The 13,506-nt window shown below is 71.0% G+C and carries 8 protein-coding genes and 4 pseudogenes; 7 read left to right on the top strand and 5 right to left on the bottom strand.

Annotation, left to right across the window (positions count from 1 at the left end; all coding sequences use genetic code 11):
• Window positions 1-6: 6 nt before the first annotated feature.
• Window positions 7-474 (top strand): MarR family winged helix-turn-helix transcriptional regulator, encoded by a 468-nt coding sequence (locus tag G6N60_RS00170; protein WP_163730824.1) that lies wholly within the window; start codon window positions 7-9, stop codon window positions 472-474.
• On the opposite strand, the gene ggh is transcribed toward G6N60_RS00170, so the two are convergent.
• The gene (gene ggh, locus G6N60_RS00165; protein ID WP_163730821.1) at window positions 471-1,811 is read right to left on the bottom strand and encodes a glucosylglycerate hydrolase; all 1,341 of its coding nucleotides are present in this window, start codon (window positions 1,809-1,811) and stop codon (window positions 471-473) included. The genes G6N60_RS00170 and ggh overlap by 4 nt on opposite strands.
• Before the next feature lie 54 nt (window positions 1,812-1,865).
• Here ggh and G6N60_RS00160 point away from each other — a divergent pair, with 54 nt between their 5' ends.
• Entirely contained in the window at window positions 1,866-2,564 is a 699-nt protein-coding gene (locus G6N60_RS00160) for an SDR family oxidoreductase (protein WP_163730819.1), read from the top strand.
• Window positions 2,565-2,570: 6 nt separating this feature from the next.
• Window positions 2,571-4,244 carry an amidase gene (locus G6N60_RS00155; RefSeq protein ID WP_163730817.1) on the top strand — a complete coding sequence of 558 codons (1,674 nt, stop codon included), beginning with the start codon at window positions 2,571-2,573 and terminating at the stop codon, window positions 4,242-4,244.
• Between the two features lie 60 nt (window positions 4,245-4,304).
• Here G6N60_RS00155 and G6N60_RS00150 read toward each other — a convergent pair whose 3' ends face one another.
• Window positions 4,305-7,163, bottom strand: coding sequence for a leucine--tRNA ligase (locus tag G6N60_RS00150; RefSeq protein WP_163730815.1), 2,859 nt, complete (start codon window positions 7,161-7,163; stop codon window positions 4,305-4,307).
• Between the two features lie 220 nt (window positions 7,164-7,383).
• Here G6N60_RS00150 and G6N60_RS00145 point away from each other — a divergent pair.
• A pseudogene (locus G6N60_RS00145) lies at window positions 7,384-8,272 on the top strand (LpqN/LpqT family lipoprotein).
• 43 nt (window positions 8,273-8,315) lie between these two features.
• Window positions 8,316-8,655: pseudogene (locus G6N60_RS00140) on the top strand (hypothetical protein); the annotation flags it as partial.
• A 24-nt stretch (window positions 8,656-8,679) separates the two neighbouring features.
• Here the strand turns inward: G6N60_RS00140 and G6N60_RS00135 are convergent.
• Window positions 8,680-9,278 (bottom strand): annotated as a pseudogene (locus G6N60_RS00135) (YqgE/AlgH family protein).
• A gap of 143 nt (window positions 9,279-9,421) precedes the next feature.
• Between G6N60_RS00135 and G6N60_RS00130 the strand changes: the two are divergent.
• Both G6N60_RS00130 and G6N60_RS00125 read left to right on the top strand, forming a co-directional pair.
• Window positions 9,422-10,703: pseudogene (locus G6N60_RS00130) on the top strand (MFS transporter).
• 18 nt (window positions 10,704-10,721) lie between these two features.
• Window positions 10,722-11,492: a TIGR03084 family metal-binding protein gene (locus tag G6N60_RS00125; protein ID WP_163730813.1), complete on the top strand. Its 771-nt coding sequence runs from the start codon at window positions 10,722-10,724 to the stop codon at window positions 11,490-11,492.
• On the opposite strand, the gene G6N60_RS00120 is transcribed toward G6N60_RS00125, so the two are convergent.
• Together G6N60_RS00120 and G6N60_RS00115 are read right to left on the bottom strand one after the other, a co-directional pair.
• Complete coding sequence (locus G6N60_RS00120; RefSeq protein WP_163730811.1) at window positions 11,489-12,001, bottom strand: pullulanase; 513 nt, start codon at window positions 11,999-12,001, stop codon at window positions 11,489-11,491. The two genes, G6N60_RS00125 and G6N60_RS00120, sit on opposite strands and share 4 nt — an antisense overlap.
• 18 nt (window positions 12,002-12,019) lie before the next feature.
• A complete protein-coding gene (locus G6N60_RS00115; RefSeq protein WP_163730809.1) occupies window positions 12,020-13,471 on the bottom strand; it encodes a CCA tRNA nucleotidyltransferase in 1,452 nt (483 codons plus the stop codon).
• Window positions 13,472-13,506: the final 35 nt, after the last annotated feature.

Raw genomic sequence — 13,506 nt, 5'->3', positions numbered from 1 at the left:
CGAATTATGGTGGAGACCGAGCCGCAGGTCACTGAACTTGCCGGAGAGCTGCAACACGTGCTCTCGAAGCTGTTCTCCGTGCTGCGGCGAAGCGACGCGAACAAGAACACCCCCGAGGGCGGCGCCGATCTCACCCTTGCGCAACTGTCGATTCTGCTGACGCTGCTCGACCTCGGCCCGATCCGGATGACAGAGCTGGCGGCCCACGAGCGCGTCCGCACCCCCACGACGACGGTCGCCATCCGCCGGCTCGAGAAGCTGGGACTGGTCAAGCGGTCCCGCGATCCGTCCGACCTGCGGGCCGTGCTCGTCGACGTCACCCCCCGCGGACTGGTGCAGCACCGCGAGGCGCTGGCCACCCGGCGGGCTCAGCTGGCATCGATGCTCGGCAACCTCAGCACCGAGGAGCGCGAGACGCTGGCCAATGCGTTGGCGCCGTTGGCCCGACTGGCCGAACAGGACCCGAAGACCTAACCCAGCCAGTCCAGTACCGCCGCCGCGGTCCACGACTGCTGCATGCTGCCGAGCGGCTCACCGGTGAACGGTTCGTAGTATTCGGCGAACGTCCCGTCGCTTGCCTGGCGCAGACCCTCCCGTCGCAGGGCAGCCGACCGCTCCGCCCAGCCGCGTCGTGCGAAGCACCACGAGAACAGCCACGTGACCACCGGCCACACCGGCCCGCGCCAGTATTCACGCGCCCGGAAGTCCCGCGACACCGGCGAGGTCGAGGGGATCAGTGCGTACTTCAGGTCGGGGTGGCCGCAGAAGCGCGGACCCTCGAGCAGCCGGAGCAGCATCCGCTCCTTCTCGTGCGGCAACCCTCCGCACAGCAGCGGCGAGAACTGCGCGAGCGTCTCGGTGGCGATCCACTTCTTGGCGCGCAGGTCGTAATCCCTTGCGGCGCCGGTCCGTTCGTCGGTGCTGTCGACGACGCCCCGGCGGAACCGCTCGGCCCACGAGTAGAGATCGCGGACGTCGGCGTGCGGCCGCTTGTAGTCCTCCCCGATCTCGGCCAGCACCGTGCACGCGACCGAGAGGATGGCCGAGACGAAGACGTCCTCGACGGCGAAGCTCATCACCTTCGGCAGCAGCGCGTCGTCGTAGTTGACCGACTTCATCTCCTCGACGAGCCACATGTAGCGGTCGTACTCGCCGTCGGACGGCCGCTGCGTCGTATCGGTGTTGATCTTCGTGTCCTCGCGCTGGTACGGCGGTACCACTCCAGGAATCACGTTGGCGTAGGCGCCATCCCAGCGCGGTGAGTTGTCGAGCCCGGACTCCCAGCCGTGGTAGAGCGTGACCCGCCCCCGCCCGTCGGGGTCACGCGCCTCGGCCAGCCAGCGATGCCACCGCACCAGATCCGGCCAGCGCCGGTCGAGGAACGCCCCGGCCACCGCGCGGGTGGAGCGGCCCCTGGTGCGGGCGCGGTCGAGGATGCGCTGCACGGCGATCGCATGCACCGGCGGTTGCGTGATGCCCGAGGTGTGCCGGTTCTTCGGCGCGTTGGCCGCCAGCGTCGACGTGGCCCAGCGCGCGGGCCCAGGAAAGTAGCCGTCGACGCCGTTGGCGAAGACGATGTGCGGGATCATCCCGTTCGCCCACTGCGCCGACAGCAGGGTGTCCAACTCGACGACGGCCCGCTCGACGCTCAGCGGGGCGAGTCCGATCGTCACGAACGCGGAGTCCCAGCTCCACATGTGCGGGTACAGCAGGGGGGCGGCGGTGGTCATCACGCCGAGGTCGTTACCCCGCAGCAGGTAGGCGGCGCGGGCCGCCAGCTGGGTGGGCGCAAAGCTGGAATCGGGAGGCATCGCGATCAATCATGCGATGCGTTGGGCGAGCGCGCAGGTCGGTAGGGTTCGCGTGTGGTTCCTGATGATCGGTCGCACGGCGACAAGACCCCCACGGCGCTGATCACCGGGGCCGCGGGCGGCCTCGGCTCGGCCCTCGCCGACGCGCTGGCGCCCACCCACGCGCTGCTGCTCGCGGGCCGCCCGTCGGATCGGCTGGACGCGCTCGCGGCCCGGCTCGGCGCCCCGACCTGGCCGCTCGATCTGACCGACGCCGCGTCGATCGAGGCCGCGACCGAGGTGCTGACCGACCTCGACGTGCTGATCCACAACGCGGGCGTGTGCTACCCGGGGCGGGTCGCGGAGTCCAGCGCCGAGGAGTGGCGGGCCAGCTTCGAGGTCAACGTCGTCGGCGCCGTCGCGCTGACGCTCGCATTGCTACCCGCGCTGCGCGCCGCTCGCGGGCAGGTGATCTTCATCAACTCCGGCTCGGGCATCAAGGCGTCGCCGGGGATGGCGTCGTACTCGGCGAGCAAGTTCGCCCTGCGGTCGTTCGCGTATTCGCTGCGCGCCGACGAGCCGGACCTGCGGGTGACGTCGGTGCACCCCGGCAGGTTCGACAGCGAGATGCAACGTGCGCTCGTCGCCTACGAGGAGGGCGACTACGACCCCGCCCGGTTCATGTCGCCGGAGACGGTGGCCGGCGTCGTCGCGCAGGCGGTGCACACTCCGCCCGACGCGCAGGTGCACGAGATCGTGCTCCGGCCGAGGTAGCCGACGATGACCTTCGACGTGCGCGAGGCCTCGATCGCCGACCTGCGAAACGCCATGGCCGACGGCCGGGTCACCGCGGTCGGCCTGCTCGAGGCGTACCTCGCCCGCATCGCCGCCTACGACGGGTACCTCAACTCGATCGTGGTGTTCGACCCGGACGCCCACGCCGCGGCGGCCGCCTCCGATGCCCGCCGCGCCGCCGGTGCCACGCTGGGCCCGCTGGACGGCATCCCCTACACGGTCAAGGACAGCTACCAGGCGCGCGGTCTCACCGTGGCGGCTGGCAGTCCCGCGTTCGCCGACCTGGTGGCTCAGCGGGATTCGTTCGTCGTCGAGCGCCTGCGGGCAGCAGGCGCCGTACTGATCGGCTTGACCAACATGCCGCCGATGGCCAACGGCGGCATGCAGCGCGGTCTCTACGGGCGGGCCGAGAGTCCCTACAATGCCGCGTTTCTCACCGCGCCCTTCGCCTCGGGTTCGTCGAATGGCTCCGGTACCGCGACCGCTGCGTCGCTGTGCGCCTTCGGCATCGGTGAGGAGACGTGGTCCTCGGGCCGCGGCCCGGCGTCCAACAACGCGCTCTGCGCCTACACCCCGTCACGCGGCGTCATCTCCACCCGCGGGGGTTGGCCCCTGGTGCCGACGATGGACGTCGTGGTCCCCCACACCCGTTCGGTGGCCGACCTGCTGGAGATACTCGACGTCCTCGTCGTGCCGGACCCCGACGCCCGGGGGGACTTCTGGCGGCTGCAGCCCTGGGTGCCGTTGCCCCACGTCGACGAGATGCGGCCGCCGTCGTACCCCGTTCTGAGCCCGACGTCGTTGCACGGCAGGCGCTTCGGGGTACCGGGCATGTACGTCGGTGCCGACGAGGACGCCGGGGTCGGCGCCACCGGGATCGGCGGCCCGACGGGTCGGCGCATCGAGACGCGTCCGTCGGTGCTCGACCTCTTCGACGCCCTGCGGCGGGATCTGGTCGCAGCCGGTGCCGAGGTGGTCGACGTCGACTTCCCGGTGGTGAGCAACTACGAGGGCGACCGGGCGGGTGCACCGACGATCGCCACCCGTGGCTGGGTCAGCCGCGAATACCTGCGCCGCGAGATCGTCGACCTGTCGGCGTGGGCGTGGGACGACTTCCTGGCCGCCAACGGCGATCCCGCGCTCAACCGTCTCGCCGACGTCGACGGCAGCCGCATCTTCCCGCCCCCGCCCGGTGCCCTCCCCGACCGCTACGACGGCTTCGACGACGACATCGCCGACTATCCCGCCTTCATTCGGGAACACCCCATCGACTCGTTCCTCGGCATTCCCGCGATCGCCGAAGGCGTGCACGCCCTCGAGCGCACCCGGCAGGTCGACTTCGAGCAGTGGCTCGACGAGCACCGCCTGGACGCCGTCGTGTTCCCCGCGGTGGCCGACGTCGGGCCCGCCGACATGGACGTCAACCCCGCGTCGGCCGACCTCGGCTGGCGCAACGGCGTGTGGGTGGCCAACGGCAACTTGGCGATTCGCCACCTCGGCATCCCCACGGTCACGGTCCCGATGGGCACGATGGCCGACATCGGCATGCCCGTCGGGTTGACGATCGCGGGCCGCGCCTACGACGACGTCGCCCTGCTCGGCTACGCCGCGGCGGTCGAGGCGACGGGTCAGCGCCGCACACCGCCCCCGCTCGGGTGATTCGTGTCGATCCCGTCGCGCCCACCGCTACTGAACCGACACGAATCGCGCCGGTGTCGGTCAGATGACGACGTTGACCAGCTTGCCCGCGACCACGATGATCTTGCGCGGCGTGGCGCCCGCCATGAAGGCGACGACCTTCTCGTCCGCCAGCGCCGCGGCCTCCAGGGCGTCGGCATCGGCGTCGGCCGCCACCGTGATGCGCCCACGGACCTTGCCGTTGACCTGGACGGGATACTCGACGGTGTCCTCGACGAGGTACGCCGGATCCGCCTGCGGGAAGGGCCCGTGCGCGAGTGAGCGCTCGTGGCCGAGGCGGTGCCACAGCTCCTCGGCGAGGTGCGGCGCCAGCGGCGCGAGCATCAGCACCAACGGCTCGACCGCCGCTCGCGCGGTGACCTCGTCCTTGGTGAGGTGGTTGGTGTACTCGATGAGCTTCGCGGCCGCGGTGTTGTTGCGCAGTCCCGCATAGTCTTCCGCGACGCCGGCGATCGTCTTGTTCAGCAGCCGCAGCGTGGGCTCGGTCAACTGCTCCTGCTCGGTGACGCGCGTGGCACCGGTGCCCTCGTCGACGACGACGCGCCAGACCCGCTGCAGGAACCGGTACGCACCGACGACGTCCTTGGTCGCCCACGGCCGCGACGCCTCCAGGGGCCCCATCGACATCTCGTACACGCGCAGGGTGTCCGCGCCGTACTCCTCGCAGATCTCGTCGGGTGAGACCGAGTTCTTCAGGCTCTTGCCGATCTTGCCGAACTCGCGGTTGACCTCAGCGCCCTGGTACCAGAACGCCCCGTCGCGTTCGACGACCTCGGCGGCGGGCACGTAGGACCCGCGCGAGTCGGTGTAGGCGTAGGCCTGGATGTAGCCCTGGTTGATCAGGCGGCGGTAGGGCTCGCGCGACGAGACGAAGCCCCGGTCGTAGAGCACCTTGTGCCAGAACCGCGAGTAGAGCAGGTGCAGCACCGCGTGCTCGACGCCGCCGACGTACAGGTCGACCCCGCCGGGATCCGACGGGCCGTGCTCGGCCGGCCGCGGACCCATCCAGTACGCCTCGTTCTCCTTGGCGCAGAACGTCTCCGAGTTGTGCGGGTCGGCGTAGCGCAGCTCATACCAGGAACTGCCCGCCCACTGCGGCATGACGTTGGTGTCGCGGGTATAGGGCTTGAGCCCGTCGCCGAGGTCGAGGTCGACGTGGACCCACTCGGTGGCCTTGCCGAGCGGAGGAGACGGCTCGCTGTCGGCGTCGTCCGGATCGAATTGCACCGGAGCGTAATTGGGGACGTCGGGCAGTTCCACCGGCAGCGCCGACTCGGGCAGCCCGTGCGCGCGACCGTCGGCGTCGTAGACGATCGGGAACGGCTCACCCCAGTAGCGCTGGCGGGCGAACAGCCAGTCCCGCAGCTTGTATTCGATGCGCGCGCGGCCCCGCCCGGCGGCCTCCAGCCGGCCGACGATCGCCTCCTTGGCCGACGCCACGCTCAACCCGTCGAGCTCACCGGAGTTCACCAGCACGCCGTCGCCGTGGTAGGCGCCGACGGTGACGTCACCGCCGGACACCACCTCGACGATCGGCAGCCCGAACGCCGTCGCGAACTCCCAGTCGCGCTGGTCGCCGCTGGGCACCGCCATGATGGCCCCGGTGCCGTAACCCGCCAGCACGTAGTCGGCGATGAACACCGGAATGCGGCTGCCGTCAACGGGATTCGTCGCATGGGCCCCGAGGAAGACGCCGGTCTTGGACTTGTTCTCCTGGCGCTCCAGGTCCGACTTGGCGGCGATGGCAGCCCGGTAGGCCGCCACGGCCTCGGCGGGCGACGCGGCCCCGAACGTCCAGCGCTCGTCGGTCCCCTCCGGCCATCCGGCGCCTCCGCGCTCGCCGGCCGCGACGAGCGCGTCGACCAGCTCGTGCTCGGGCGCTAGCACCAGGTAGGTGGCACCGTAGAGGGTGTCGGGCCGTGTGGTGAACACCTCGACGTCACCGGCGTCGGTGGCGAAGCGCACCTCGGCGCCCGTCGATCGCCCGATCCAGTTGCGCTGCATGGCCTTGACCTTGTCCGGCCAGTCCAGCACGTCGAGGTCGTCGAGCAGCCGGTCGGAGTACGCGGTGATGCGCATCATCCACTGCCGCAGGCGTTTCCGGAAGACCGGGAAGTTGCCGCGGTCGCTGCGCCCGTCGGAGGTCACCTCCTCGTTGGCGAGCACCGTGCCCAGCCCCGGGCACCAGTTGACGACGGAGTCGGCGCGGTACACCAGCCGGTAGGAGTCGACGAGGTCCGCGCGCTCGCCCGCCGCGAGCTGCGACCAGGGGGTGCCGTCGGGGACCCTGGCGCCCGACTCGAATTCGGCCACCAGGTCGGCGATCGGGCGCGCCTTGTTGGCGGCCTGGTCGAACCACGAGTCGTAGATCTGCAGGAAGATCCACTGCGTCCACTTGTAGAAGTCGGTGTCGGTGGTGGAGAAGCTGCGCCGGGCGTCGTGGCCGAGCCCCAGCCGGCCCAGCTGGCGACGGAAGTTGACGATGTTCGCCTCGGTGCGGGTGCGGGGATGGGTCCCCGTCTGCACCGCGTACTGCTCGGCGGGCAACCCGAACGCGTCGAAACCCAACGCGTGCAACACGTTACGTCCCGTCATACGGAAGTACCTGGCGTACACGTCGGTGGCGATGTAGCCCAGGGGATGACCGACGTGCAGGCCCTCGCCGGAGGGGTAGGGGAACATGTCCTGCACGAACATCTTGTCGGCGGGCACCTCGGAGCCGTCGGTGGGCGCCAGCGAGCCGACCGGGTTGGGCACGTGGAACGTTCCCAGCCGGTCCCAGTTCTGCTGCCAGGTACGTTCGATCTCCCCAGCCAGCGCCGCGTCGTAGCGGTGCCGTGGGGTGCCCGAGGCGTCCGAGGCGCCTTGCCCATCAGTCACGCCGAACAGGGTAGTCACCTGCTGCTCTGAGCCCCAATCGCCATTCGCGGGCCGACCCGCCCGACACGTTGGTATCGGAACCGTTGCAGTGGGGTCAGGGCATGGTTGCAGGTCGATCCCGGGCCTAGTGGTGGCGATCGCGGCATGGATACAGTCGGCGCCTGGCCGGGGATCCCTCGGCCCCGACGACATCGCTTGAGCCGGAAGGACCGACGCTGAGATGCTCGAAACTGCCCGTCGCTGGGGACTTCTGGCCGGTGGCTTCGCCGCGGGCACCGCATGCGTACTCGGTCTCGCAGGCACCACGGCCTCCGCCGAGCCCGCCGCCCCGTGCCCGCCCCCGCCCCGCCACCGTCACGCAGACCGTCACGGTGCAGGCGGGCGCACCCGCGGCGCCCGGGCCCAACGAGCTGACCGTCGCCACCCCGATCGCCGCCGCCCCGGCCATCAGCACCATCGTCCCCGCCGCCTCGGGCACCATCGCCGACTTCTTCAAGTCCAAGAACGTCGCCATGGAGCCGCAGAAGGCCGACGGCTTCAAGTCCCTCAACATCGTGCTCCCGATGCCCACCGGCTGGGCCCAGGTGCCCGACCCCAACGTGCCCGACGCCTTCGCGGTGATCGCCGACCGCGTCGGCGGCGACGGCCTCTACACCTCCAACGCTGCGCTCCAGGTCTACAAGCTGGTCGGGGACTTCGACCCCAAGGAGGCCATCAGCCACGGCCTCATCGACTCCCAGCAGCTCCCGGCGTTCCGCCCGATCAAGGGCTCGCTCGCAGACTTCGGCGGCATGCCGTCGGCCGCCATCGAGGGCACCTACCGGCAGAACAACCTCACGCTGAACACCTCGCGCCGGCACGTCCTCGCGACCTCCGGACCGGACAAGTACCTGGTGACGCTGTCGGTGACCACCAGCGCCGACGTGTCGGTCGCGGCGGGGTCGGCGACCGACGCGATCGTCAACGGGTTCCGGGTCGGGTCCCCCGATGCGCCGCCACCGCCGGCCGCCGCGCCCGTCGCAGCGCCGAACGCACCCACCGCACCCCAGGCCCCCGTCGCACCCGCCATCCTGCCCGCGGCCGCCCAGCCGCTCGGCCTGCACCGCTGAGCCCCCACCCGCACCCCCGCGCCGGGCCTCGTATGGTGGGGTCATGCTGATCGCCGCCGTGCTGTGCCTGTGCGCCGCCCTGGTGAGCGCCGCGACCGGGTTCTGGTCGCTGGCCCGGCGGCAGCCGACCGACGGCGTCGCGCGGGTGCTGCGGGCCGTCGTCCCCACCCAGCTGGCCGCCGCGGTGATGCTCGGCGCGGGCGGTGTCGTCGCGCTGATCGCCCCGCACCAGGCCGGGGTCGTGGCCGTCGCGGTCAGCGTGCTCGGTGCGGTCGGAACGGTCGCGGCGGGGTGCTACCAGAGCGCCAAGCTCGTCGCCGACAGTGAGGCCGCGGCGAGTGCCGGTTGTGCGGGGTCGTGCGCCTGCGTGCACGATGTCCTGCCGCACAACGACTTTCGTAGAGCGGCTAGTTGCGACTGACGTCGATCGGGTGGGTCGCCAGGAGCGACAGCGGCATCGGCTGACGCCGCAGCACCCGCCCCCACAGATCCACCCGCGGCTCGACCAGGACGTCGGATGGCAACGCCGACAACACGATCCAGTCGTCACGCTCGATCTCACCCTCGAGCTGCCCGATGGTCCAGCCCGAGTACCCGGCGTAGATCCGCACACCCTCGACGATGGGCTCGATGGCGTCGGGATCGGCGTCGAGGTCGACCATCACGATGCGGCCCTGGACGTGGCGCAGACCGGGCACGTCGTGCGGCTGGCGCCCGCCCGCAAGGTGGCCAGGCAGAGGGCGGCGTCGCGTTTGACCGGCCCGCCGACGAACATCGTCTTGGGCTTCGTCGCGAGCTTCGTCCACTGCGGCAGCACGTTGAAGACGGCGGTTTCGCTGGGCCGGTTCAACACCACGCCGAGGGTGCCGCCGTCGTTGTGCTCGACGACGTAGATGACGCTGCGGCGGAACGTCGGCTCCATGAGATCGGTGTTGGCGAGCAGGAGCGTGCCCGCACGGACCCGGTTCGTCGCAGGTGCGATGTGGTCATCCGGTTCCTCCGACACCTGTCCATCATGACACCAGCGTTCGCCGATGGTGGCGATCAACCGCGGCCGTGCGGCGTTTGTTACCTGAATCCTTTGTAGGGTGGTTCGGTCGGCCCGCGACGACGACCTGCCCGCCGACCACCCACGACATCGGATGACATGTGACCTCGCCGCGCAACCGCCTCGTCCCGTGGCGAGCGGTTCGAGCCCTCCCCGAATTTCGCCGGTTGCTGGAGCTGCGGGCTGCCAGCTCGTTCGGCGACGGGTTGTTCCAGGGCGGTCTCGTCGGCGCGCTGCTGTTCAATCCCGACCGCGCCACCAGCCCGTGGGAGATCGCCGGATCGTTCGCCGTGCTGTATCTCCCCTACTCGCTGCTCGGTCCGTTCGCCGGCGCCCTGCTGGACCGGTGGGACCGCCGGACCGTCCTGATCGGCGCCAACCTCGCCCGGCTGCTGCTGATGATCGTGGTCGCGGTGCTCATCGCCTCCAGCGCGGGCGCCCGTGGATCCTGCTCGGCTCCCTGGTCGTCAACGGCTTCACCCGCTTCGTGACGTCGGGGCTCTCGGCCGGGCTGCCGCACGTCGTGCCCCGCGAGCAGGTGCTGACTATGAACTCGGTGGCCACGGCCGTCAGCGCGGCGACGCTGTTCTTCGGCGCGGTCTTCATGCTGGTGCCGCGCTGGGCGTTCGGCGCCGGTGATAGCGGTTCGGCCGCCGCGCTGTTCATGGCGGCGGCACCCGTGGCGCTCGCGTGGTTCCTGTCCGTGCGGTTCGCACCCACGTGCTCGGACCCGACGACTCGTCACGCGCCGTCCACGGCTCGGTGTTCTATGCCGTCGCCACCGGGTGGGGGTACGGGTTGCGCACGGCGTTCGTCGTGCCGAGCGTGGCCGCGACGCTGTCCGGGGTGATCGCCCACCGCGTGGTGTTCGGGATCAACACGCTGCTGGTCCTGGTCATCGTGCGGCACACCGGCTCGGCGAACGTGGCGGGCCTCGGCGTGGCCGTGCTGTTCGCCGCCTCGACCGGCCTCGGCTCGTTCCTGGCCAACTTCCTCACCCCGGTCGTCGTGCGCCGGTGGAGTCGTTTCGCCACGGTCAACGTCGCGCTGGGCGCGGCCGCCGCCCTCCAGCTCGCCGCGGTCGGCCTCGACCTACCGATCATGATGGCCTGCGGTTTTCTGCTCGGCGCGGCCGGCCAGGTGGTCAAGCTGTGCGGCGATTCGGCGATGCAGCTCGACGTCGACGACGCGCTGCGCGGTCACGTCTTCACCGTGCAGGACTCACTGTTCTGGGTGGCCTTCGTCGCCTCCATCACGGCGTGCGCCGCCGTCATACCCGCCGACGGGCACTCCCCTGGGCTGGTCGTCGCCGGTGCCGTCGTGTACCTGCTCGGCATGGCCGCCAGCGCGGTGACCGGCAGGCGCGCGACGTGGCAGGTCTAGGGTGCCGATGGTGACGCCATGCTGACCGACCTCGTAGCCGACCTCCGCGCCGAGAGCGATGCCCTGGACGACCTGGTCGCCGGGCTCGACGACGACGGCTGGCGACTCGAGACGCTCGCCCCCGGCTGGACCATCGCCCATCAGATCGCGCACCTGTGGTGGACCGACGGGGTCTCGGTCGTCGCGGTGACCGACGAACGGGGGTTCGCCGAGATCCTCCGCGAGGCGGCCACCGACCCGTCCGGCTTCGTCGACGCGGGCGCCGAGCGGCTCGCGACGACGTCGCCGGCGGACCTGCTCGCCGAGTGGCGCAGCACGCGCGCCCGGCTGCACGCCGAACTGCTCGAGGTGGCCGACGGCAGGAAGCTCCCGTGGTTCGGCCCGCCCATGAGTGCGTCGTCGATGGCGACGGCGCGGCTCATGGAGACCTGGGCTCACGGGCTCGACGTCGCCGACGCCCTCGGCGTCACGCGGCCGGCGACGGCCAGGCTGCGCGCCATCGCCCACATCGGCGTCCGCACCAGGGACTTCGCGTTCACCGTGCACGGTCTGCCCGTTCCCGCCGAACCCTTCCTGGTCGAGTTGCGCGCCCCCGATGGCGACACGTGGTCATGGGGTCCGCAGGACGCCGCGCAGCGGGTGACGGGATCGGCCGAGGACTTCTGCATGCTGGTCACCCAGCGCAGACCGGCGGCCCAACTCGACGTCACGGCCGTCGGCGCGGACGCGTCGCGCTGGCTGACGATCGCGCAAGCGTTCGCGGGCCCGCCGGGCGCCGGCCGCGGTTAGGGCGCTCCGGCCGCGTCGGCCAGACCGTCGCCGTCGGCGTCGGTCAGGGTGAGGTCCCACGTCCCGTCGGCGTCGGTGTCCACGTAGACGATGCGGCCGCCGTCGCGACCGACGAGCGCCCGGTCGGCGAGACCGTCGCGGTCGGCGTCCAGCAGTCGGTCGTCGGCCTGGCCGTCGCCGTCGACGTCCGCCAGCGGACCGCCCGTGTGCTCCGCGCCGTCGAGCCCGAACCAGCGCAACGGACCCGCGCGCCCGTCGACTCCCAGTGCCCACGTGCCCGAGCCGTCGTCGGTGTAGGACGCCTCGGCGCGCCCGTCGTCGTCGAGATCCAGCAGCAGGTGATCGGCGACCCCGTCGCGGTCGAGGTCGGCCAGCGCGTCGTCGAGCCTGCCGTCCCCGTCGAAGTCGAGTCCGAACGCGTCGAAGACGCCGTCGCCGTCACTGTCGACGTTCGGTTCCACCGACCACGCCGCCGCCAACCCATCCCCGTCGCCAAGGCAGTACTCCACCCCTGCTTCGACGCGCGCTCAGGCCTTGGCGTTCCACCACTTCCGAAGTTCGGCGACGGCCTCGTCGTGCTCGAGGGGGCCGCGGTCGAGGCGGAGTTCCTTGAGGTACTTCCACGCCTCGCCGACCTGGGGTCCCGGTGGGATGTCGAGGATCCGCATGATCTCGTTTCCGTCGAGGTCGGGCCGCACCCGCTGGAGGTCCTCCTTGGCCGCGAGCTCGGCGATGCGGTGTTCCAGGTCGTCGTAGTTGGCCTGCAGGCGCGCGGCGCGGCGCTTGTCGCGGGTGGTGCAGTCCGCCCGCACCAGCTTGTGCAACCGCTCCACCAGAGGGCCGGCGTCGGTGACGTAGCGCCGCACTGCCGAGTCGGTCCACTTGCCGTCCCCGTAGCCGTGGAACCGCAGGTGCAGATACACCAGCGCGGAGACGTCGTCGACCATCTGGTTGGAGTACTTCAGCGCGCGCATGCGCTTGCGGGTCAGCTTCGCCCCCACCACCTCGTGGTGATGGAAGCTCACCCCGCCGTCGCTCTCGTGCCTGCGGGTGGCGGGCTTGCCGATGTCGTGCAGCAGCGCCGCCCACCGCAGCACCAGGTCCGGACCGCCGGGCCCCTCCAGGTCCATGGCCTGCCGCAGCACGGTCAGCGAATGCTGGTAGACGTCCTTGTGCTGGTGGTGCTCGTCGATCGCCATGCGCATCCCGCCCACCTCGGGCAGCACCACGTCACCCAGGCCGGTCTGCACCATCAGGTCGATGCCCGCCACGGGGTCGGCACCCAGCATCAGCTTGTCCAGCTCGGCCGCCACGCGCTCGACGGTGATGCGGCCGAGCTCGCCCGCCATCCGCGTCATGGCCTCGCGGACGCGGGGTGCGACACCGAACCCCAGCTGTGAGACGAATCTCGCTGCCCGCAGCATCCGCAGCGGGTCGTCGCCGAACGACACCTCCGGAGCCGACGGCGTGTCGAGCACGCGGTGCCGGATTGCCGCCAGCCCGCCCAGCGGATCGTGGAATTCGCCGAGGCCCGACGGCGTGATTGCCACGGCCATCGCGTTGGCGGTGAAGTCGCGACGCAGCAAATCGTCGGAGAGGTGGTCGCCGAACTGCACCTCGGGGTTTCGGGTGACCCGGTCGTACGCGTCGGCGCGGAACGTCGTGATCTCGAGGCGGTCGGTCCCCTTGCCGACGCCGACCGTGCCGAACTCGATGCCGGTGTCCCACAGGCCGTCGGCCCATCCGCGCACCACCTGCTGCACCTCGCGGGGCCGGGCGTCGGTGGTGAAGTCCAGGTCCGTCAGCGGCCGTTGCAGCAGCGCGTCGCGGACACTGCCGCCGACCAGGTACAGCTCGTGTCCGGCGTCAGCGAACAACCGCCCCAGCTCGCCGAGGATGGCGGCGTGGGGCTGCAGCGCCTTCGCGGCAGCCAGCAGCTCCCCTGAGTCAGGCGGGCTGGCAGCGGGATCGTTCGGCACGTTCGTTGAGCCTAGTGGGCGCTCTCGGGTGTATT

It is taken from the genome of Mycolicibacterium madagascariense, from assembly GCF_010729665.1.
Lineage (GTDB): Bacteria > Actinomycetota > Actinomycetes > Mycobacteriales > Mycobacteriaceae > Mycobacterium > Mycobacterium madagascariense.
This window is presented reverse-complemented; position numbering and strand designations above follow the sequence as displayed.

Bases quoted from the DNA above. Each gene is read 5' to 3' on its own strand.
- G6N60_RS00170 (WP_163730824.1), top strand. From the start codon at position 7: ATGGTGGAGACCGAGCCGCAGGTCACTGAACTTGCCGGAGAGCTGCAA.
- ggh (WP_163730821.1), bottom strand. From the start codon at position 1,811: ATGCCTCCCGATTCCAGCTTTGCGCCCACCCAGCTGGCGGCCCGCGCC.
- G6N60_RS00155 (WP_163730817.1), top strand. From the start codon at position 2,571: ATGACCTTCGACGTGCGCGAGGCCTCGATCGCCGACCTGCGAAACGCC.
- G6N60_RS00125 (WP_163730813.1), top strand. From the start codon at position 10,722: ATGCTGACCGACCTCGTAGCCGACCTCCGCGCCGAGAGCGATGCCCTG.